Here is a 21,882-nt window from a genome sequence, read left to right as displayed (position 1 = left end):
CATGGCATGAGCGGGTGTCTCAGCAGATCGGGGATGGGATTCGGTCTATTGAGATACCCGCTCATCATGAAGGGTCTTTAAAATCAAAGGAGGACTTATACAAATGGCAATTACTACTTATTATGAACAAGATGCAGAACTCAGCGTGTTAAAAGACAAAACAATCGCGGTTATCGGTTATGGAAGCCAAGGTCATGCTCAAGCGCAAAACCTGCGCGACAGCGGACTTCAGGTTGTCATTGGTCTTCGTGAAGGCAAGTCGTTCGACAAAGCGAAAAACGATGGTTTCGAAGTGCTTCCTGTAGCCGAAGCCGTTAGCCGTGCAGATGTAGTTCAAATCCTGATGCCGGACGAAACGCAAGCAGCGGTATACAAGAACGATATCGAGCCAAACCTGAAAAAAGGCGCGGCACTGATGTTCTCCCACGGTTTCAACGTTCATTTTGGTCAAATCGTAGCTCCTAAAGACAACGATGTCCTTCTGGTCGCTCCTAAATCCCCAGGTCACATGGTTCGCCGTACGTATGTTGAAGGCTTTGGCGTACCTGGATTGATTGCAATCGAGAAAGATGCAACTGGACAAGCCAAGGCGATCGGTCTTGCTTATGCAAAAGGTATCGGTTGTACTCGTGCAGGCGTTATCGAAACTTCCTTCCGCGAAGAAACCGAAACGGACTTGTTCGGTGAGCAAGCGGTATTGTGCGGCGGTGTATCCGCATTGGTTAAAGCTGGTTTCGAAACGTTGACTGAAGCTGGATATGCGCCGGAAATGGCATACTTCGAGTGCCTGCATGAACTGAAACTGATCGTAGACATGATCTATGAGGGTGGTCTTGCAAGCATGCGCGACTCCATCAGTAACACAGCGGAGTACGGCGACTATGTAACAGGCCCTCGTGTGGTAACCGAAGATACGAAGAAGGCAATGAAAGAAGTCCTCTCCGATATTCAACAAGGTAAATTCGCTCGCGACTTTATCCTTGAGAACCAATCGGGCCGTGCGTTCCTGACAGCTACCCGCCGCAACGAGTCCGAGCATCCGATCGAAGTGGTTGGTGCGGAACTTCGCGAAATGATGCATTGGATCAAAAAATAAGAATATATAGAAATCATAAGAATTCTTCCGGGTATGGAGCAGTCGAGCATGAGATGATGGCGCTGCTGCATGGGACCCGTTAGATTAAAGCAGCCGGCGGCAGGGGATTAAGTCAACCTGCCGCCGGATGTTTACGTCAAGCGATAAACTTCAAGGAGGTGCCGACATGCGAAAGATTTATATCTTTGATACAACGCTGAGAGATGGAGAGCAGTCTCCTGGCGTGAATTTGAACACTCGGGAAAAGGTGGAAATTGCCCTTCAACTCGAGAAGTTGAAAATCGACCGCATGGAAGCAGGCTTTCCAGCGGCGTCACCCGGTGACCTTGCTGCTGTGAACGCAGTGGCACGCGCGGTTAAAGACGTCACGGTCATTGGATTGTCACGTTCCAGAGAGAGTGACATCGATGCGGTTCGCGAAGCGCTTCAGGGAGCACAGGATCCATGCATACACGTATTCCTGGCGACTTCCCCGATTCACCGCAAGTTCAAGCTGCGGATGGAGAAGCAGCAGGTGCTGGAAACGGCGCAGGCCTCGATCCGTTATGCCAAGAAATACTTTTCCAAAGTGGAGTTTTCCCTAGAGGATGCCGGCCGGACGGAGCTGGATTTCATGGCCGAGGTTGTAGGCATGGCTGTACGGGAAGGCGCCAATGTCGTTAACATTCCGGATACCGTGGGTTATTTGAATCCTTCGGAGTACGGGGCTATATTCAAATACTTGAAGGAAAATGTTCCGGATATCGAGAAGGTGCAGCTTAGCGCGCATTGCCATAACGATCTGGGCATGGCGACGGCGAATACCCTTGCCGCCATTTTAAACGGGGCCGATCAGATCGAAGGAACGATCAACGGAATCGGCGAACGTGCAGGGAATACCGCCATTGAGGAAATTGCGATGGCGCTGGAGACGCGCTCCGAGTTTTTTGGAGCGAAGACGGGGCTGGCACTAACGGAAATCGCCCGCACGAGCCGCCTTGTGAGCAAGCTGACCGGTATGGTCGTGCCGGGCAACAAAGCGATTGTCGGCGCGAACGCGTTCGCTCATGAATCCGGTATTCATCAGGACGGCATGCTGAAAGAGAAGACGACTTACGAAATTATGACGCCGGAGTCTATCGGGCTCAAAGAAAGCAAGCTGGTGTTAGGCAAACACTCTGGCCGTCATGCTTTCCGGGAGAAGCTGCTGGATTTGGGCTATGAGCTAAGCGAAGAACAGGTGAATGACGCATTCGCCAAATTCAAGGTGCTCGCCGACAAGAAGAAGGAAGTATCCGATGAGGATCTGCTGGCTCTGCTGGAAGAGAAACTGATCGATACGCCGGAAGTGTTCAAGCTGGAAACGATATTTGTTGCTTACGGCAACGAATCCACACCGACGGCGCGGGTTCGTATTGCGACTGCGGAGCAGACGATTGAGGAAGAGGCCGAGGGCAACGGTTCCGTCGACGCGATCTATAACGCGATCGACAAGGTGACCGGCGAAGAGGTTACGCTTGCGGATTATTCCATCAAATCGGTAACGCACGGCAAGGATGCTCAAGGTGAAGTGCATGTCGTGCTGTCGCAAAACGACGTGGCTGCGCAAGGCCGCGGCTTGAGCACCGACATTCTGGAAGCGAGTGCAAGAGCTTACGTGGATGCGGTTAACGTCCTGATCGAGAAACGCAAAACGTTTAGCCGGCGTGAGCGCGCTACGCTGTAATCCATACTTAGAGTACATGGTAGCTCTGAATCGCATCGTTTTGCCTGCAGGAGATATTCAAAAGAAAAAGAGGGGCCGCTGTGAAAGCGGCTCCTCTTTTTCTTTATTTTATGATGATGTTGGCCGGCCGTGAATGCTGGTATCAGATACTCGCACCGAGCCTTTAACTCTCATGGCAGTGTGCCGATACCGCCTTGGCGCAGCTGATCAACGGGATAAGACAGCGCTTCGTTCGGATGTTATCCTTATTTTACCAAGCATAGGCCTGCGGAGCGGCTCCACCCGGACCCGGGAAAATTTCATCCAGACGCTTCATTACGGATTCATCGAGTTCTATCTCAAGCGAGCGCAGGGAGCTTTCGAATTGCTCCAGCGTGCGCGGTCCGATAATCGGTCCCGTAACCGCCGGGTTCTTAAGCACCCAGGCAAGGGCGACGTTGTCCTGTGGTTCGCCAAGTTCCTGGCAGAGTGCGGCGAACTGTTCCAGCTGCGAGCGGTGTTTCTCCACGCGCTCCGCATTGCCCCCACTGCGAGAGCCTTCGATTTTCTTTAGCGCATTGCGTCCCAGCAGTCCACCGTCCAGCGGACTCCATGGAATGACGCCGAGCCCAAGCTGCTGCGAAGCGGGAAGCACTTCGAGTTCTGGCAATCGGCAGGTCAGGCTGTATTTATGCTGCTCGGAAACGAGGCCGAGGAAATGACGGCTCTGGGCTGCGGCTTGCGCAACCGCAATCTGCCAGCCCGCAAAGTTGCTGGATCCGACATACCCGATTTTTCCTTGATGAACCGCAACCTCAAATGCGCCCCACAGCTCGTCCCAGGTGACGGAAGGATCGACGTGATGCATTTGGTACAGCTCGATATGGTCTGTCTGCAGACGCTTTAGCGACGCTTCGAGATGACGGCGAAGTTTATAGCTCGACAGCCCGGCTTCATTGTTGGGACCATCCAGAGGATCGCTCATGGAGCCATAGAATTTGGTAGCCAAAACGACTTTTTCGCGGCGGCCCCCGCCTTGGTTAAACCAGCGTCCGATGATGGTTTCGGTCAGTCCGGAGTTCTCGCCCCAGCCGTAGATATTGGCCGTATCGAAGAAGTTGACGCCGGCGTCAAGCGCAGCATCCATGATGCGGAAGGCTTCCTTTTCATCCGTAGCAGGACCAAAATTCATCGTCCCCAAACACAGACGACTTACTTTCATACCGGATTTACCTAGAGCTGTGTACTTCATAATCGATGATCACTCCTTGGTCGTTTAGGGTATAAGACAAATTCACCCCTATTGTAGCGTATTGGCAGAAAAATGTAACTAACGGCGTTCGGAGACGTTAATATGGTTGCACTGAAAGCCGACCTGCGAGTGATCTGTTTACTTCATTCGCCAAAATTAAAAAGCAAGAGCAGGAAGCAAGAAGCAAGAAGCACAAGCAGGACTAGGAGTAACCGAGAATCTCTTCAAGATGTTACTTTCAAGAGCCGCCCCATGATTATACATAGGGCGACTCTTCTATCTCCCACCACCCTTGTGGTCAGGGAGATGTGCTCTTCTCCAGTGACCTGTCAATCGCCAATTCATTAGCTTCGAAGCAGCGAAGAGGACGAATCGATTTCGGAAAAGCGGAGCGGTCGCCTTTGGAGCCGAATTTCAACCCCAGACATACAATCCAGAAATTCGGCGACAACAGCGATTGGAGGAACGATACGTATTCGGAGCCTCTCACATTAAGTCTTCGAAGTCTCGCATAAAGCTGCTCTCATTAAAGCCGCTCTCGCATAAGTTACCCACGTACAAAAGCACACACGATTAAGCTTTACCTCGAGCCTTTCTCAAAGTAAGCCTTACTCGCATTCAGTCGCTCTTGCGATATTAACTCTTCGAGCTTCTGCACAACTCTTTGAGCGTCTGCGCAACTCTTCGGCGCAGCCATCTCCCTGATCACTTTCCCCCTACTTATAGGCAAAACGAATTAAGTTCATAGTTTCTATATCTTGGTCAATCAAGGGGGAAGTATGTTACAACAGTAACTAGATGATTAAATACGACCAGTGTATATATAAATTAAGGAGTGACGAAGAATGGCAGAAACGAAGAAAATCGCGGTAATTGCCGGAGATGGCATCGGTCCTGAGGTAGTGGCTGAAGCGGAGAAGATCATTAAACGTACCGAAGAGGTGTTCGGATATTCATTTACGACGGAACATGCACTGTTTGGCGGCATCGCCATTGACGAGAAAGGGACGCCGCTGCCAGAAGAAACGTTGAATGTATGTAAGAGCGCCGATGCTGTATTGCTTGGTGCGGTAGGCGGACCGAAATGGGACAACAATTCGAAGGAGCTTCGCCCGGAAACCGGATTGCTTGGCATCCGTAAAGAGCTTGGCCTGTTCTCCAACCTGCGTCCGGCTGTCATTTTCGATTGCTTGAAGGATGCGTCCACATTGAAGCCTGAAGTTCTGGAAGGCACTGACTTGATGGTCGTTCGTGAGCTGACAGGAGGCATATACTTCGGCGAGAAATTCAGACGCGAAGGTGCTGGTGGCGAAGAAGCGGTAGATACTTGCGTATACAATACGGCGGAGGTAGAGCGAATCGTCCATCAAGCCTTCGAGATTGCACAGAAGCGCCGGAAGAAGCTGGCTTCCGTCGATAAAGCGAATGTGCTGGAAACGTCCCGCTTGTGGCGCGAAACGGTAAACCGCATCGCTCCTGAATATCCGGACGTGGAGCTGGAGCATGTGCTGGTAGACAATTGCGCGATGCAGCTTCTGCGCCGCCCGTCCAGCTTTGACGTGATCGTAACCGAGAACATGTTCGGCGACATCCTGAGCGATGAAGCAGCCATGCTGACAGGTTCCATCGGCATGCTGGCATCCGCATCCATGGGCGAGGGTGCTTTCGGCCTGTACGAGCCGGTACACGGTTCGGCACCTGATATTGCCGGTCAAGGCTTGGCAAACCCGATCGCAACGATTCTGTCCGTAGCGCTGATGTACCGCCTCACCTTCGGCTACGAGGATGCGGCAGACGCAATTGAACGCGCAGTTGCCGAGGTGCTTGATGCCGGACATCGTACAGCAGACATTGCTGTGGATAAGAGCAAAGCGCTCAGTACGACAGAAATGGGCGATTTGATCGCTGCGGCTATCCGTTAATAGAGGAAGCATTCGTTCAAGGAAAATCCTTATTTATAATAATTATAATAAAGTAACGTCTACAATCTTGACTTTGATTAGCCTCAATGATAACATTTCTATTAAATGTTCATAGGAACATAGCATGTAGGAAATACACGTATTTTCTTACATATGTTAAGGAGGAATTCAATCATGGCAGAACGTTTGGTTGGTAAAGCGGCTCCTGATTTTACAATGGAAACTGTATCAGGAGACGGTAAAGATTTTGGTAAAGTAAGCCTGTCCGACTACCGCGGCAAATGGCTCGTATTCTTCTTCTATCCGCTTGATTTCACTTTTGTATGCCCAACTGAAATCACGGCTCTCAGCGATGCTTATGATCAATTCAAAGCATTGGATACTGAAATTCTGGGTGTAAGTGTTGACTCTATCCACAGCCACAAAGCTTGGATCAACACTGCTAAAGAAGCTAACGGTCTGGGAGCATTGAACTTCCCGCTGGCTTCCGACATCACCAAAAACGTAGCAAGAGACTACGGTGTTCTGATCGAAGAAGAAGGCGTTGCTCTGCGCGGCTTGTACATCATCGATCCAGAAGGCGAATTGAAATATCAAGTTGTAAACCATAACGACGTAGGCCGCAGTGTAGAAGAAACGCTTCGCGTTCTTCAAGCACTTCAATCCGGCGGATTGTGCGCTATGAACTGGAAACCAGGCGACAGCAACCTGTAATTCCATTTCGTTAAAGTTAAGGCGACCCTCATTATCTGACATTATGTGCAGGTAGTGGGGGTTTTTTCACCTCTGATTTTATTGGATGAAATAGGGGAAGACTCTTGTTTAGAGAACCGCTCTTGCGTTGATATATAATTTAAATTTAAATATATAGGCTAACGGACTTATGTTTAGGGAATCGTGCCTAAAATTTTTATCGAGGTTCTTTTCGTGAAGGAATTAGCGGGAGTGAAAGCGAATACAATATTTTGAAACGGTTGAGAGTCCACAAAAGGAGGGTGAACGATATGAGTTTTTGCTGTGGGGCTAGTATGATGGGTACAAAGGGTACACTGAAGCATTATCGCACTCAAGTACATAATGTTCCCCTGCTGTCTTGTCCGGTCTGCCATCGCGTGGAGGTACATCATCGGGTTGAGAATGAGTATGAAATATTAGCTGAATATGCCCATGGTGACGGAGCATCCCAGGTGGATTTTCAGGATTATGTGATGGAAGATGAGGATGCGATTTTTGAGAATGTTGTCAACCGGGAGTCGGAGGATCCGCTAACGGTGGTTCAGAGTCAGATTGATATGTCGTTAGATCTCCTGGTGGTTGCCAAATGGATGGAGGATGAGAAGTGGCAGGGCGAACTGAAAAGACGGCTTGCCGTGATGAGTCAGCGCAGACTCCGGCTCCAGAAGCAGCCTTAATCCAGGAATTAATAAAGCCTCGTGAGTACTCGGGGCTTTTTTAATGTTTCAAATCATACAAAAGGGGGTAATGTTTATATTAGTTGTTTGGAATTAGGTGTTAGATCCACTACATAAGCAGAAATACATAAGCATGATGCATGGTATTTTTATGCAATTTCCCATTTTTCGACAGGATTTCTGATTGACGTTTCTTTGTCTCGATGACTATCATGGAAGGAAGCAGATTCGGGCTGCTTCTGATTCAAAGGCGGACAAGCTGATGTTTGCAAGGTTTTTTGTCGGTTTGGTGAGTTCAACTTTTCATGAAAAGGGGGAGCCATCTTGTTGAGTCAAATCCGTGAATCTGAGCTGCAGGCAATTCGTTCTTTTCATTCCAGCCAGCTTATTAGGAACAAGTATGAAAACATACTGGAGAATCTCGACAGCGGGATCATCCTCTTTGATAGTGACGGTGTGTTAGCATTTGTTAATGTACAGATGGCAAAATTGTTAGGTGTATCCCGTAAATCGCTGACTGGCTGTACGCTGACCCAACTATTGAGACATCCCCAGCTCTCCAGATTTAAGAAGAGAAAAATACTTCGCATTTTTCGGGAAACGGTATTCCACCGCAAGAGATTTCATGAATTGGTTGATGAATATGGCCGATCGTGGCTGATCACGATGACTTATGGGGACCAGATGGAAGGCGATTTTCTGATTAGCGTGAAGGATGTCTCCGACTTCAAACGAATTGAGCAAACCGCTTATCAGAACGATAAGCTGGCCATGCTGGGGAAAATCTCGGCCTCCATTGCCCATGAGATACGCAACCCGCTCACCTCCATCCGTGGCTTCATCCAACTGCTTCGTCCGCATCTCGTAAGTTTAGGTAAGGACGAGTATGCCAGAATTATACTTACGGAGATCGATCGCGCGAATGATATTATATATGAATTTCTAAATTCCTCCAAACCCTCGGCTCCAGAAACCAAAATTGTGTCCGTATCCTCTTTATTGAAGGAAGTTGTTCTGCTAACTGAAAGTGAAGCCTTAATGAAGGGATGCCAGATTAATCTGCATACCGATAAGACCCCGCCTGCGTTTATATCCGTGGATGTGAAGCAGATCAAACAGGTGATTCTGAATATTATTAAAAATGCCCTGGATGCGATTAATGAGCATCATGATGAGAACATCACCGGCGTGATTGATATTTCAGCCCGCGATACGGGGAAACATATCAACATCTGCATATCGGATAACGGCGGCGGCATGGATCAGAACACACTGAACCATCTGTTCAACCCGTTCTTCACAACGAAGGAGAGTGGAACGGGGCTCGGGTTATCCGTAAGTTACAGTATTATCAGAAACCATGGCGGTTCGATTGCCGTGGATAGTCAGGTTGGTGCCGGAACGGAGTTTGTGATTACTTTTCCCAAGCTGGACGTTTCGGAAGTCTAAGATTGTACGATACGTGCCTGAAATGAATACGAGAGCAGCTGTTCCGATGGAATGGCTTTTTCTTTTTTAGGAGGAGATCACGCATGAAGTGGACATTAAAGGGCAGTTTATCATCCGGGCAAGTGCATACCGATGCGATCATTGTTCCCGTAACGAAAAAACAAGCGGCGGATGGCGGCGTTTCCGAGTCCTGGGATCCACTGCTCAAACAGTTGGTCGAGAATCGGTTATTTGATGGCACTCCGAATCGGTCATTCGTATGGCCCGAGAGCATCGAAGGGGGAGCACGCTTGTTAATATGGCTGGGACGTCCCGAAGGAATTCTGACATCCGAGCAGCTGCGGCTGCTTGCAGCACAGGCAGTAAAAGCAGCCGGGAGATCGGGTGTACGCAGTGCCGCCATTCAAATTCCAAATACGATGGTTAACTTTACCGCCGAACAGACGCCGCAAGATGCTGCACAGGCTTTAACTGAAGGGTTTATCCTCGGAAGCTATCGGAAACCGCATTATAAGCGTGATGCTTCCGAGCCAACGAATTTAGAAGAAATCCTCTACTATATAGAAGGTGATATGGATGCGGAATTTGAAGCAGGGTGGACGAAGGGAATGTCATTAGGCGCAGCGATTGGAGAAGCAACCTGCCTGGCACGAGACCTGACGAATCTGCCCGGCAATATGCTGCTGCCGGAAGACCTGGCCCAGAAGGCGCTTCAGTTGGCGAAACGGTATGGTTTCGAAGCCCAGGTACTGGACGAGGACGCCATAGACGAGATAGGTATGGGCGGCCTCCTGGCCGTAGGCAAAGGCAGCATCCATCCACCGCGCATGATCGCGATCCGTTATCAGGGACGGGAGACGTGGGAGGATGTTGTCGGCCTTGTTGGCAAAGGGGTTACGTTTGATACCGGTGGCGTGTCGCTGAAGAGGGCATCCGGAATGGAGGATATGATCAGTGATATGGGCGGGGCGGCTACCGTAATGGGCGTTATGGAAGCGTTAGGACGGATTCGCCCCAGAGTCAATGTAGTGATGGTGATTCCGACTGCGGAGAATGTGATGAGCGGTAGTGCCTTTAAACCCGGCGATATCGTCACGACACTGAGCGGCCGCACCATCGAAGTATTGAATACGGATGCCGAGGGCCGTATCGTGCTTGCGGACGGAATAACCTATGCCAAGCAGCTTGGAGCTTCGCGTTTGATTGACGTAGCTACATTGACAGGGTCCGTCGTTTCGGCTCTTGGGGATATCGCCACTGGGGCCGTAACCAATGATGAGACTTTTTTGCAGGAGCTTATTGCCTCCTCCCGGAGGGCTGGCGAAAAGATATGGCCGCTGCCATCCTATCCGGAGTTTTGGGATAAATTGAAGAGTGAGGTGGCGGATTTACGAAATCAAACGGGCCGAGAAGGCGGGACGATAACGGGCGGTCTTTTTGTGGGGACATTTGCTGATGGACTGCCTTGGGTGCATTTTGACATAGCAGGTACGGCATACCTATCCAAGGAGCGGGGCGTAGATCCCAAAGGGGCAACCGGCGTGCTCGTCCGCACCATCACCGATTGGATACTCAAACAGGCCCAGGTCGTCAATTGAAGCGTTTGTTCTGAAATGAAGAGGCAGTGGCAGTCCCATATCCCTTTGAAAAACGTCCGTCCTTCGGACGTTTTTGCTTTACTTTTCAACCGGCATTCAAGTATGATGAAGAGAAAAATTGCCGAGAGGAGCTTAGCTTAGATGATTAAGAGTAGTCAGACAAAGATTGTAGACTGTACCATTCGCGATGGCGGACTGGTAAATAACTGGGATTTTAGTGTAGAATTCGTACAAAATTTATATGCGGGCCTAAATGAGGCTGGCGTGGACTATATGGAAATCGGCTATAAAAATTCGCCTAAACTGCTGAAAGGCGCTGATCAGGCGGGCCCTTGGCGTTTTCTGGATGATGAATTCCTCAGAGAAGTCATTCCTCATAAAGGTAAAACCAAACTGTCCGCACTTGTAGATATCGGCCGCGTGGATGAAGACGATATTTTGCCGCGCGAGGAAAGCTTGCTGGATCTCATCCGTGTCGCTTGTTACATTAAAGACGTGGATAAGGCGCTTGCGCTGGTACAGACCTTCCATGATCGTGGTTACGAGACTACGCTCAACATTATGGCTCTCTCCAACGTAATGGAGAACGAGCTGCTGGAAGCTTTTGAGCTGATCAGGGAGAGCGTCGTGGATGTGGTATATATCGTCGATTCTTACGGAAGCCTTGATCATAAGGATATGGAATACCTTGTGAATAAGTTCAAGACGCATCTGCCGAACAAACGCCTGGGCGTTCATACCCATAACAACATGCAGCTGGCGTTCTCCAACACGCTGGTCGCTGCAGATCTTGGCGTTGAGCTTCTGGATGCATCCGTATATGGGATGGGACGTGCGGCTGGCAACTGCCCGACCGAGCTTTTGGTTACCCATCTGAAAGGCACCAAGTATGAGCTGCGTCCGGTACTGGATATTATCGAGCGCTACATGATTCCACTTCGTGAAAAAGAAGAGTGGGGTTATATCATGCCTTACATGATTACAGGCACCCTGGATGAACATCCACGCTCCGCCATGGCCCTCCGTGCTTCGGACGATAAAGACAAAATTGTGGATTTTTATGATAAATTGACGACACCGGAAGTGACTTTCGACAAAAAATAGGCAAGGGGTTTTGCAGCTCTGTCGTTTCAGGTCAAGGTAATATCAGCATCTTTCCCTCCTTGGAAGGATGCTGTTTGCTTTTTTTATATTGCGATTCATTTTCCATAAAATACATGTTGAAATTACGTGTTCGGCATGGTATATTTATTTTTGTCTTCAAAAGACAGCATCTTTATTATCGGGACGTAGCTCAGCTTGGTAGAGCACCTGGTTTGGGACCAGGGGGTCGCATGTTCAAATCGTGTCGTCCCGATTCGCTTAAGATTTAGGACCTCACAGAAGTAATCGGGATATGCGCCGAGTCATAGCTTCACTTTTGTAGGTATATATGCGGGTGTAGTTCAATGGTAGAACTCCAGCCTTCCAAGCTGGTAGCGTGGGTTCGATTCCCATCACCCGCTTACGTAAGAACAGAAAACCCTTGGTGACAAGGGTTTTTTTGTTTACTTTTTTTCGAATTGTAGGTAGGGTCGGATAAACAGGCGATAGCAGGAATTCGAATATGTAGAAGTTCCGCTAATCAACCCTTTTACTTCTTAAGAATATCTGTTATAATGGCCATAATTTCATTCCAAGAATGCGAGGTAACCTAGTCCAATGAAGTAAGACACCCTTTTCTCTAAAAACAACTGCATGTGGTTTGCAGGCGTTTCTCTACGGCGGTAGAGGGAGAGATTTGGTGTGTCTGAACAATGTGACTGGGGTACCTCTTTTTGTTATGTCGAAAGTGGTGCTCTTATGCAAAACAATCACATAAACGGAACGGATTGCAGCTTTCGCTGACAGCCGAGGGTATAGAGCCTAACATCTCCATACCGTCAGGGCTGGCCTGGAATGAACAGCCGAAGGAAGTGTGCTGTGGCGCGCGTTCGTCCCGTTACTCAGATCAGAACAAATCCTCTCTCATGATATCCGCCGCAGGCCATCGCTTGCGGTTTTTTAGTTTTTCCCAAAGAGAGAGGATGAGGCGATATGACCATGATTCTAAAAGCGAAAGATATAAGTATGGAGCTCCAAGGGAGGCCGTTGTTTGAAGGCATTCAGCTGGAGGTGGCAGAAGGAGAGCGGATTGCGCTGTACGGGCGCAACGGCACCGGCAAAACCACGCTCCTCTCGATTCTGGCCGGCGAGCTCGAACCTGCCTCAGGCGTTGTGGAGACGATTCTCCCACGAGATCGCTGGGGCTGGCTCAGGCAGCAGGATGAGCCGGACGAAATCGATCGGAGTGCCATCGATACGGTGCGCAGCCGCAGTAACCCTTCGTTGTGGCAGCTGAAGCTTCAGCTTGCCAGCGTCGAGCAGCGGATGAATGGCGGCAGCGCTGCTGAGATGGAATCATTGCTTGAGCAATATGGCAATCTGCTGGAGCGTTACGAGTCCCAGAACGGTTTCCAGTGGGAGACCGAGGTGGAGAAAGCGATGACGATGCTGGGCATCGGGCCGGAGGTATGGCCTGTGTCTTACCGCGAGCTGAGCGGAGGCCAGAAGACGAAGGTCATGCTGTCAGGGCTCCTTGTATCGGCACCGAAATTTTTACTGCTCGACGAGCCCACGAACCATCTGGACAGTGAGAGCTTGGTCTGGCTGGAGCAGTGGCTGGTATCATCCTACAAAGGTACCGTGTTGTTTGTATCCCATGACAGAGAGTTCATCGACCGGGTAGCAACCTCTGTATGTGAGCTGACCTCGGAGGAACTCCGGCGTTACCGGGGAGGATATACGGATTACCGCCGTGAAAAGGAACGGGAGCTGCGCGAGCAGGAGACGCTTTACCGAAAGCAGGAGCTGGCCCGCAAAGCGCTGGAGGAATCGATCCGAAGATATGAGGAATGGTTCCATAAAGCACATAACGCGGCCGGGGACGTGAATGACGTCAAGATCACCGCCAGCTTTTACAAGGCCAAGGCCAAGAAGAACATCTCAAGATATCATGCCAAGGAAAAAGCGCTGGAACGGCTGGAAGCAGAGCGGGTGGATAAACCGCGAAACGGTCCCAAGCTGAACATGGAGCTGGAAGGCGAGGCTTTCGGCGGCCGTACCCTCGTCCAAGTGAAGGATATCTGTTTTGGATACGGAGATCAGCAGCTTTTTAATAAGCTAACCTTCTATCTGAACCGCGGCGACCGGTTGGCCGTAAGAGGCCCTAACGGGAGCGGGAAAACGACACTGCTTAAGCTGCTTCTGGGCGAAATCGAACCGCATGAAGGCCGGATTACCCGAAATCCTTCCGTCAAGATCGGTTATTTCTCGCAGGAGCTTGAGGGGCTGGAACCCGAAACCACGCTGCTGGACAGTCTGCTTGTCATTCCGGGAATGACGGAGAGCCGTGCGCGTACTTTGCTGGGTTCGTTCCTCTTCAGACGGGACGATGTGTTTAAGAAGATGGGGCAGCTGAGTATGGGAGAGAAGTGCAGAACGGCTTTTCTCAAGCTATACTTCAGCGGTGCGCATCTGCTTGTGTTGGATGAACCCTCCAACTACCTGGATGTGGATACCCGCGAGGTGATTGAACAAGTGCTCGTGAGTTTTCCCGGTGCGATTGCGCTCGTATCCCATGACCGGTATCTTGTGCGTAAAATCGCGAACCGACTGCTTACGCTGACGCCCGGGGAAGATCCGGTTTGGTTCGAGGGAAGTATGGACGAGGAGGATGAGCAGGCCTCGCGGACCGGCGTGATCAAGGGAGATACGGAGAAGGACAACCGGCGGATGGAGCTCGAATACCGGATTCAGGAATTACTGGGCTTGTCAGCCGAAGATCTTGAACCCGGGGACGAGGGGAGCTGGCTTGCCGAGATCAGGGAGCTTCGGGCTGAGCTGGCTAGGCTTCAGTCGGAATAAGATCAAAGGATCGCGATTAAAATCAGCCGGATGGGGTTAAAATGGGGAAATGAAACTTGCCATATCCCGAAAGGTTGCATATAATAAACCCTATATATTTGCATATGTAACAAATGCGTCGATGGAGAAAAGTAGTCAGTGCCTCTTTACAGGGAAGGGATACCGTAGATTGAGAGTGTCCCTCAAAGAATCAGGCTGGTGAAGTTCGCTCCGGAGCAGTTCCTTGAACACGGCATGCTGCCGGTCAGTAGGGGATAACGGGTCCGATTCGTTACGTCGGTCAAGTGAGCATGATGAGGCATACTCGGGGCTAAGGCTTTTACCGCCTTGGTTAGGGTATGAAACATGTTAACAAGGGTGGTACCACGGTCTCTTCGTCCCTTTTCGGGAGGAGAGGCCTTTTTTGTTTTCAGTCTTTTTTGTTTTCAGTTCGATGATGGAGTTTACAAAGGGGTGTGCGAATAGCCATGAAGGAAAAATTAGAAGCATTAAAGCAGGAAGCATTGGCGCAATTGCAGGATGTTACCGATCCGCAGCAGCTGAATGATCTGCGGGTGAAATACCTTGGCAAAAAAGGGGCTTTGACGGAAATCCTGCGCGGAATGGGTGCGCTGAGCGCAGAAGAGCGTCCTGTTATCGGCCAGGTGGCCAATGACGTTCGGGGCGCGATTGAGGAAGTCATCTCCGGCAAGCAGGAAGCATTCCTGCAGCAGGAAACCGAAGAGCGCCTGCGTGCAGAGAAGGTGGACGTAACCCTCCCGGGCCGCAAGCTCAGCCAAGGCGCTGTTCATCCATTGAGCAAGGTGATCCAGGATATCGAGGATATCTTTATCGGGATGGGTTATCAGGTAGCAGAAGGACCCGAGGTGGAAACGGACTACTTCAACTTCGAAGCGCTGAATCTGCCAAAGAATCACCCGGCACGTGACATGCAGGATTCCTTCTATTTGACGGAAGATCTGCTGATGCGTACTCAGACATCCCCGGTGCAAGCCCGGACCATGCTGTCGATGCAAGGAAAAGCGCCTGTCAAAATCATCTGCCCGGGACGCGTATTCCGCCGGGATGACGATGACGCGACGCATTCGTTCCAGTTCCACCAAATCGAGGGCCTGGTCATCGGCGAGAACATTCGCATGAGTGATCTGAAAGGAACGCTGCTGCAATTCGTGCAGGAGATGTTCGGCGATAACACGCAGATCCGTCTGCGTCCAAGCTTCTTCCCGTTCACGGAGCCGAGTGCGGAAGTGGACGTATCCTGTGTAAGATGCGGCGGCAGCGGCTGTCGCGTATGCAAGCAAACAGGCTGGCTTGAGATTTTAGGCTGCGGCATGGTTCATCCGAAGGTGCTTGAAATGGGCGGTTATGACCCTGAGAAGTACAGCGGTTTTGCTTTCGGTATGGGGGTTGAGCGGATTGCGATGCTGAAATACGGCGTGGATGACATCCGTCACTTCTTTAACAACGATACAGCATTCTTGAATCAGTTCACGCGGATCTAATTTTAACGATAAAGGGAAGTGAATAGACAATGAGAGTTTCAACCGATTGGTTGTCCGATTATATTTCGCTCGAAGGTGTAACCTCAGAGGATTTGGCGAGCCGCATTACTTCGGCTGGTATTGAAATCGATGTGATCGAGAAACGGAATCAAGGCATTAATAAAGTGGTCGTCGGCTACGTTAAGAGCAAGGAGAAACATCCTGATGCAGACAAGCTGAATGTATGTATCGTGGATGCGGGTCAAGAGGAAGATCTCCAGATCGTGTGCGGAGCCAAAAATGTGGATGCGGGCCAGAAGGTGCCGGTGGCGCTTGTGGGCGCGAAGCTGCCTGGCGGTATGGATATCAAGAAGGCCAAGCTGCGCGGCGTGCTCTCCCAAGGCATGATCTGCTCGGCGAAGGAACTGGGCATGAATGACAAACTGCTGCCTAAAGAGCTGCAGGAAGGGATTCTGGTACTTCCGACGGATACGGAAATCGGCAAACCGATTGTGGATGTGCTGGGTCTGAACGATGAAATTTTGGAACTGGATCTGACACCGAACCGCTCTGACTGTCTCAGCATGCTGGGAGCCGCTTACGAAGTGAGCGCCATACTGGGGCGTGAGCTCAGTCTTCCGAATCCGGAAAAGGAAATGCTGGAGGTTCAAGATGCAGCGGCCGATCATATCTCGGTTACGATTGGCGCTGACGAGCAGTGCAGCCATTATGCGGCACGCTACATTACCGGTGTAAAGATCGGTCCTTCTCCGCTGTGGATGCAGAACCGCTTGATGGCGGCAGGCGTGCGCCCGATCAGTAATATCGTGGACATTACAAACTATGTGATGCTGGAATATGGCCAGCCGCTGCATGCTTTTGATGCTGATCAGTTGAAGGATGGCGCGGTTCACGTGCGTATGGCTGAAGCTGGCGAAACGATGGTGACGCTGGACGGCACGGAGCGTCGTCTGGAGCCGCATATGCTGGTGATTACAGCTGGCGGCAAGCCAGTGGCCTTGGCTGGCGTTATGGGCGGCCTGGAATCCGAAGTAACGGACAGCACGGTGAATATTTTCTTGGAATCGGCGAAGTTCGATGGCGGAACCGTACGCAAAACATCCCGTCAGCTCGGACTGCGTTCAGAGGCAAGCTCCCGCTTCGAGAAGGAAGTGGATCCCGCCGCAGTTATCCCTGCACTGAACCGTGCAGCGGCACTGATGGCGAAATATGCCGGCGGCGCTGTCCATCAGGGAATCGTCGAAGCAGGCAGTGCGGACACCGAGCCTACCGTGATTACTTTATCGCTGGAGAAGCTCAATCGTTATCTTGGTACGGAGCTGTCCCTGCTTGAGGTCAAAACGATCTTTGCCCGGTTGCATTTCCCTTGCGGAGATGCGGGCCAAGGATTGGTGGATGTGCAAGTGCCGTCCCGCCGCGGCGATATCGTGCTTGACGTAGATCTTATTGAAGAGGTGGCCCGTCTGTATGGATACGACAATATCCCGACAACGGCCATAGAAGGTCCGACGACACCGGGTTCATTGACCATCGCACAGGCCATCCGCCGCTCGCTTCGCCGTTTGCTGACGCATAGCGGATTCCAGGAGGTTCTGGGTTATTCCTTTATCCATCCGCAGCAAGCGGAAATGTTCACTTCCCTGTCGTCAGACGGGACAGCGGTTAAGCTGGCCATGCCAATGAGCGAGGACCGCAGCGTCCTTCGTACCAGCTTGCTCCCACAGCTGCTGGATATCGCGGTGTACAACCATAACCGCAAGCAGCCGGACCTGGCCCTGTTTGAAATAGGGAACCTGTTCCATACACATGAGAAGACGTTGACGAAGCAGCCGCTGGAGCGTCCGGTTCTTGGTTTGCTGCTGTCGGGACGCAAAGGCAGCAAGCAATGGAATGTCCAGCCGGCCAAAGTGGATTTCTTCGATTTGAAGGGTGCGCTCGAGACGGTGCTCGACTATCTTGGAATTCGCGCGGAAGATATCACTTACGAGGCTAACGGACCGGTTGGCTTCCATCCGGGGCGTTCCGCTTCCGTGTATGCGGGTCAAGGCGAGAATAAGAAGCTGCTAGGTGTGCTCGGACAAATTCATCCGAAGACGCAGCAGGAGCTGGATTTGGAAGATGCTTATGCCGCTGAAATTCTGCTTGAGCCGCTGTATGAGCTGACCAACGCCCGCGTCGTTTACCGCGATTTGCCTAGATTTCCGGGCATGGAACGAGATCTTGCCATCGTCGTGAATGAGGAGGTTGAAGCCGGCTCCCTGATTCAAGTGATCAAGGAGAATGCAGGTGAGCTTCTGCAGCAGATTCAGGTGTTTGACGTCTTCATGGGCAGCAAGCTTGGAGAGGGCAAGAAGAGTGTTGCCATCTCCATGACGTACCGTCATCAGGAACGGACCCTGACCGATGAAGAGGTTGCCGGCGTCACGGAAAAAGCGGTTGCTGCCCTTCAGCAAACTTTTGGCGCAGAATTAAGAAAATAGCAGGAATTGTGAACGCCCGCATCGAATCCATTACATCAGGGATTCGATGCGGGCTTTTTTGCTCTAAATTGAACTGGGATTTGCATCAGGACGCCCGCAGGGTACATAATTATAAGCACAAAACTGTGTTATCATATACCAAACTTCGGTCTGTTTTCTTGAGGTTCGTCTACAGATGTTATCTCATATATAATGAATGTAGAGAATAGACCATTTCAGACATCATAGAATCTACACATAATAGAAGGAGGGCACAATTTTGACTACATCGGACCGTAAAAGCGTTACCGTAGACATCTACGGAACTTCCTATAAACTCGTTGGCAGTAGCAGTGATTATACCAGACAGGTAGCGAATTATGTAGATGACCGCATGCGTACCATATCCAAGGCGCACTCTCGATTGGATACCCCGCGCATTGCCGTCCTAGCTGCAGTACATATGGCTGAAGAAGCTTTGCAGAAGCTGGAGTTTCAGAATGAGGCCAAGCAGATGACGGCCGAGCGGAATGAACTGCGCACGGAGCTTGCCAAGGTGCAAGGACTTCAAATCGAGCAGCAGGAGAGACATCGTCAGCAGCTGGAGCAGCTGGAGGGCAAGCTGGCGGAGCAGACAACGCTGGCTGAGGAATACAGGAAGTCCAAGGAGAATCTAACCGCGGAGTCAGAGCGTACGAAGGAATTGCTCCAGAAGGAATCGGACCGCGTGGCGGAACTGCTGAAGGAGAAGCAGCAGCTTGAGGTGCGTCTTAAGGAGCAGCGTGAGAAGCTGGAGAGCGGCCATAAGCAGTCTATTGAAGATATGAAGCGCCGCTATGAAGGGCAAATTTCACAGCTGACGCTCACTCATAAGCAGGCCATCGAGAAGCTGGAACAGAGTCAACGGACTTCTGCGAAGCAGGCCGAAGAGAAGCTGGCTGAGCAATTGAAGAAACAGGAGAGTACCTATAAACAAGAGGCGCTCCTGAAGGAGCAGCAGCACTCGAAGACCGTGCAGGATCTGGAGCAGAAGTATACGAAGACGGTGCAGGATCTGGAACAGAAGAATGCGAAAACCGTGCAGGACCTGGAACAGAAGAATACGAAAACCGTCCAGGATATGGAACAAAAGCATACGAGGACCGTTCAGGATCTGGAGAAGCAGCTTGCCGAGCAGCGAACGCGCGGTGGTCAGCTCCAATCACGTTTGTCGTCCGCGGAGAAGGAACTGGGTATTGTAAAAGCGGAATCGGACAAGCTGAAGGAAGCGCTCCAATCGTCCAGGCAGCAAGCCGAAGCCTCTTCGCAGGAATTGCGTTCCTTCCGTACGAAGGTGGAGGGGCTAACGAAGGAGCTCGAAGGACTGAAGCAGGAATCCGCCAAGTCGGAGGAAGAGCGCCGTCGTCTGCAGAAACTTGTGGTGGATGCGAATCAGACCTCCCGCAAGCAGCAGGAAGAGCTGCAGCGTCTAAGCAGCGAGCTTCAATCCTGGCGTACGTTGGCTGATCAGCGCAAAGAGGAAACCGGCGAGCTGGAGATGCGAATTGTCGAGCTTATGGAAGCGAACGAGAGCCTGGAAGAAGGAATGAAGGGACTTCAGGATGAAATCCAGGTCATGAAGGACGAAGCTGACCGGAGCATGTCCGAGCGCCGAAGTGCCCAAGAGGAATTGAAGGAACTGCAGCTACGCCATGAAGAATTGGAGAAGCTCACGAAGGAAGCGGGAACCCGAGAGGAAGAGACCAGCAAACTGTACGCCATGCTGGAAGAAGAATACGATACGGTGTCGAATCAGCTGGATGAGCTTCGCAAGAAGGCAGCTGCCAGTGAAGAGCGCGCACGTGAACTCGCCGAGCAGCTGAGAGATTCAGAGGAACGCGCCGTTCAGTGGCAGGAGCAATACCAGCAATGGATGGCGGAACGGGAGCAGCTTGCCAAGGACAGCGAGAAGCTGGCCGCCGAGCGCGATGAGTGGAAACGAACCAAGCTTGCTCTCGAAGAAGAGCTCCAGTCCTGGCAGCAGGAAATTGCATCCGCACGCCAAGCCTGTGAGCGTCTGGAAGACGAGAAAAGTGAAGCGGCGCAGCAGTATTCCGATTTAGGTGAACAGTATGAGCTGGTTATGCACCAGTATCGTCTGCTCCAGGCAGAACAGGAATTGAAGGCGGAGCAATCTGCGCAGCTTGAAGAAGAACACCGTAAGCTGAAGGAAGAGTATGCGAAGCTCCAAGTTGAATATAATGAGTGGATCGAGTTGATTGAGCAGGATCAGCGTTAGGCCATGGCGAAGAATTGAACCTGAAAAAACCTCCGGATTAGACAGAGGATACTCTGGCGATCCGGAGGTTTATTTTCGTGAGCAGATCTACTATTCTTCGACGATAAGTTTGGAGATCATTTTGCTGTGACCCGCTCCACACATAATGGAACACGAAACTTCGAATTCTCCCGCTTCATCCGGCGTAACGACAGTGGAGTTGTTTTTACGGTCCAGTTGCAGGCCAAGTGCAGGAATCATAACGCCGTGGTTGCCGTCTTCGTTCTCGTAAGTGATCTTGACGGGCACACCTTTCTTGAGTCGATATTCCTCTTGGTCGAATTGAAAATTGGTGCCCTTAATGACGAGTTCAGCTTCCGGTGCTACGCCAGTATCCGAGATCCCGGAACCTCCTTGGGACTCTTTCTGGTCTCCGCCGCAGGCAGCCAATACAAAAAGGAGCATACATGAAACAAGTAAAGCTATGCCTTTTTTCACTATAACCTCTCCTGACTATGAAATAATTGTGAAATATAATTTCCAATCTTTATGATAGCTCAGAAAAAGAGTGGATGCACATATGTGTTATGAAAAATTGGTGAACGTGAACGGTTTCAAACGATGATATGGATTTCCTTTATAATATAGGGGAAGAAGGAAATAAAAGAATGGAGCTTTGCCCAAAATGAAAACCCCCTGCGCAAATTGCAACAGAGGGTTAATGTGGAGTAATGCAGCTCCCGATCGGTTCGTTCAGGAAGAGGGCTCCAGAGGAATCCTCTAACAGAAGCGGCGTTCTTCTATTTGCGGGTTTTGCCTGCTTCAAAAGGGGTGGAAATCGGAATGAACAGATCGATGATCCCGATGACCAGTGCAGCAAGCAAGGCGCCCAATACGGAGACGCTAACGCCTCCAACGATGAATTGGGCAAGGTAAATCACGAGTGCGCTCACTAGGAAGCCCACGATGCCACGTCCAAAAGGCGTGACTTTTTTGCCGAAGATGCCCTCAATAGCCCAACCAATCAGGGCGATAACGAGTGCAAGCAACAGGGCGCTTCCGAATCCGCCGACGGTGAATTGGGGGACAATCCATCCGACAACCATAAGAACGAGCGCGGCAACGATAAATCGAACAACGTGCCCGAGAAATTGCATGGTACCTGCCTCCTTAGAATAAGACTGGAATGTTACGCAGAATTTATTTTGTTCAATAGGACCGTCGGTTATGTGTGGAAGGATTTTGGATTCCTTGGCGAATTCCCATCACTTTCGATATAATATATGCATTGATTGAGAGGAGTTGT

16 protein-coding genes and 2 tRNA genes are annotated in these 21,882 nt (G+C 50.7%); 14 read left to right on the top strand and 4 right to left on the bottom strand.

Annotated features, from left to right (window positions below):
* Positions 1 to 103 precede the first annotated feature (103 nt).
* Positions 104 to 1,096, top strand: a complete 993-nt coding sequence (gene ilvC / locus MKY82_RS27195; protein WP_009589347.1) for a ketol-acid reductoisomerase — start codon at positions 104 to 106, stop codon at positions 1,094 to 1,096.
* 166 nt (positions 1,097 to 1,262) lie between these two features.
* Entirely contained in the window at positions 1,263 to 2,801 is a 1,539-nt protein-coding gene (locus MKY82_RS27190; protein WP_194544334.1) for a 2-isopropylmalate synthase, read from the top strand.
* A gap of 250 nt (positions 2,802 to 3,051) precedes the next feature.
* Here MKY82_RS27190 and MKY82_RS27185 read toward each other — a convergent pair whose 3' ends face one another.
* Together MKY82_RS27185 and MKY82_RS27180 are read right to left on the bottom strand one after the other, a co-directional pair.
* Positions 3,052 to 4,032, bottom strand: coding sequence for an aldo/keto reductase (locus tag MKY82_RS27185; protein ID WP_339294771.1), 981 nt, complete (start codon positions 4,030 to 4,032; stop codon positions 3,052 to 3,054).
* A gap of 298 nt (positions 4,033 to 4,330) precedes the next feature.
* Positions 4,331 to 4,522 carry a hypothetical protein gene (locus MKY82_RS27180; RefSeq protein ID WP_339294770.1) on the bottom strand — a complete coding sequence of 64 codons (192 nt, stop codon included), beginning with the start codon at positions 4,520 to 4,522 and terminating at the stop codon, positions 4,331 to 4,333.
* A gap of 355 nt (positions 4,523 to 4,877) precedes the next feature.
* Between MKY82_RS27180 and leuB the strand changes: the two genes are divergently transcribed.
* The 12 genes from leuB (at position 4,878) to MKY82_RS27120 (ending at position 20,597) form a co-directional block, all read left to right on the top strand.
* Positions 4,878 to 5,954: a 3-isopropylmalate dehydrogenase gene (gene leuB, locus MKY82_RS27175; protein ID WP_076324535.1), complete on the top strand. Its 1,077-nt coding sequence runs from the start codon at positions 4,878 to 4,880 to the stop codon at positions 5,952 to 5,954.
* A 174-nt stretch (positions 5,955 to 6,128) separates the two neighbouring features.
* A complete protein-coding gene (locus MKY82_RS27170; protein WP_009593058.1) occupies positions 6,129 to 6,668 on the top strand; it encodes a peroxiredoxin in 540 nt (179 codons plus the stop codon).
* 290 nt (positions 6,669 to 6,958) lie between these two features.
* Complete coding sequence (locus tag MKY82_RS27165) at positions 6,959 to 7,366, top strand: hypothetical protein (RefSeq protein WP_015737147.1); 408 nt, start codon at positions 6,959 to 6,961, stop codon at positions 7,364 to 7,366.
* Between the two features lie 324 nt (positions 7,367 to 7,690).
* Positions 7,691 to 8,815, top strand: coding sequence for an ATP-binding protein (locus MKY82_RS27160; RefSeq protein ID WP_194544328.1), 1,125 nt, complete (start codon positions 7,691 to 7,693; stop codon positions 8,813 to 8,815).
* Positions 8,816 to 8,898: 83 nt separating this feature from the next.
* The gene (locus MKY82_RS27155; protein ID WP_339294769.1) at positions 8,899 to 10,413 is read left to right on the top strand and encodes a leucyl aminopeptidase; all 1,515 of its coding nucleotides are present in this window, start codon (positions 8,899 to 8,901) and stop codon (positions 10,411 to 10,413) included.
* A 141-nt stretch (positions 10,414 to 10,554) separates the two neighbouring features.
* On the top strand, positions 10,555 to 11,517 hold the full coding sequence (locus tag MKY82_RS27150; protein WP_071222679.1) for an aldolase catalytic domain-containing protein: 963 nt from the start codon (positions 10,555 to 10,557) through the stop codon (positions 11,515 to 11,517).
* A 179-nt stretch (positions 11,518 to 11,696) separates the two neighbouring features.
* A tRNA-Pro gene (locus MKY82_RS27145) sits at positions 11,697 to 11,770 on the top strand.
* A 77-nt stretch (positions 11,771 to 11,847) separates the two neighbouring features.
* A tRNA-Gly gene (locus MKY82_RS27140) sits at positions 11,848 to 11,918 on the top strand.
* A gap of 571 nt (positions 11,919 to 12,489) precedes the next feature.
* Entirely contained in the window at positions 12,490 to 14,358 is a 1,869-nt protein-coding gene (gene abc-f, locus MKY82_RS27135) for an ABC-F type ribosomal protection protein (protein ID WP_339294768.1), read from the top strand.
* A 467-nt stretch (positions 14,359 to 14,825) separates the two neighbouring features.
* Positions 14,826 to 15,860 carry a phenylalanine--tRNA ligase subunit alpha gene (gene pheS, locus MKY82_RS27130; RefSeq protein ID WP_071222682.1) on the top strand — a complete coding sequence of 345 codons (1,035 nt, stop codon included), beginning with the start codon at positions 14,826 to 14,828 and terminating at the stop codon, positions 15,858 to 15,860.
* Between the two features lie 29 nt (positions 15,861 to 15,889).
* Positions 15,890 to 18,340, top strand: coding sequence for a phenylalanine--tRNA ligase subunit beta (pheT, locus tag MKY82_RS27125; RefSeq protein ID WP_339294767.1), 2,451 nt, complete (start codon positions 15,890 to 15,892; stop codon positions 18,338 to 18,340).
* 259 nt (positions 18,341 to 18,599) lie between these two features.
* Positions 18,600 to 20,597 (top strand): hypothetical protein, encoded by a 1,998-nt coding sequence (locus tag MKY82_RS27120; protein ID WP_339294766.1) that lies wholly within the window; start codon positions 18,600 to 18,602, stop codon positions 20,595 to 20,597.
* 90 nt (positions 20,598 to 20,687) lie between these two features.
* Here MKY82_RS27120 and MKY82_RS27115 read toward each other — a convergent pair whose 3' ends face one another.
* A complete protein-coding gene (locus MKY82_RS27115; RefSeq protein WP_216530609.1) occupies positions 20,688 to 21,074 on the bottom strand; it encodes a cytochrome C oxidase subunit II in 387 nt (128 codons plus the stop codon).
* A 302-nt stretch (positions 21,075 to 21,376) separates the two neighbouring features.
* Positions 21,377 to 21,733, bottom strand: coding sequence for a phage holin family protein (locus MKY82_RS27110; protein ID WP_071222686.1), 357 nt, complete (start codon positions 21,731 to 21,733; stop codon positions 21,377 to 21,379).
* Between the last annotated feature and the right edge of the window lie 149 nt (positions 21,734 to 21,882).

It is taken from the genome of Paenibacillus sp. FSL W7-1279 (assembly GCF_037969845.1).
Lineage (GTDB): Bacteria > Bacillota > Bacilli > Paenibacillales > Paenibacillaceae > Paenibacillus_AQ.
Note: the sequence above shows the minus strand (reverse complement) of the source record. Positions and strands in the feature narration are given on the sequence as shown.

What these genes read in the sequence shown, in the direction of transcription:
- pheS (WP_071222682.1), top strand. Translation starts at nt 14,826, where the DNA reads ATGAAGGAAAAATTAGAAGCATTAAAGCAGGAAGCATTGGCGCAATTG.
- MKY82_RS27155 (WP_339294769.1), top strand. Translation starts at nt 8,899, where the DNA reads ATGAAGTGGACATTAAAGGGCAGTTTATCATCCGGGCAAGTGCATACC.
- MKY82_RS27170 (WP_009593058.1), top strand. Translation starts at nt 6,129, where the DNA reads ATGGCAGAACGTTTGGTTGGTAAAGCGGCTCCTGATTTTACAATGGAA.
- MKY82_RS27165 (WP_015737147.1), top strand. Translation starts at nt 6,959, where the DNA reads ATGAGTTTTTGCTGTGGGGCTAGTATGATGGGTACAAAGGGTACACTG.
- MKY82_RS27110 (WP_071222686.1), bottom strand. Translation starts at nt 21,733, where the DNA reads ATGCAATTTCTCGGGCACGTTGTTCGATTTATCGTTGCCGCGCTCGTT.
- leuB (WP_076324535.1), top strand. Translation starts at nt 4,878, where the DNA reads ATGGCAGAAACGAAGAAAATCGCGGTAATTGCCGGAGATGGCATCGGT.
- MKY82_RS27150 (WP_071222679.1), top strand. Translation starts at nt 10,555, where the DNA reads ATGATTAAGAGTAGTCAGACAAAGATTGTAGACTGTACCATTCGCGAT.
- MKY82_RS27190 (WP_194544334.1), top strand. Translation starts at nt 1,263, where the DNA reads ATGCGAAAGATTTATATCTTTGATACAACGCTGAGAGATGGAGAGCAG.
- ilvC (WP_009589347.1), top strand. Translation starts at nt 104, where the DNA reads ATGGCAATTACTACTTATTATGAACAAGATGCAGAACTCAGCGTGTTA.
- pheT (WP_339294767.1), top strand. Translation starts at nt 15,890, where the DNA reads ATGAGAGTTTCAACCGATTGGTTGTCCGATTATATTTCGCTCGAAGGT.
- abc-f (WP_339294768.1), top strand. Translation starts at nt 12,490, where the DNA reads ATGACCATGATTCTAAAAGCGAAAGATATAAGTATGGAGCTCCAAGGG.
- MKY82_RS27185 (WP_339294771.1), bottom strand. Translation starts at nt 4,032, where the DNA reads ATGAAGTACACAGCTCTAGGTAAATCCGGTATGAAAGTAAGTCGTCTG.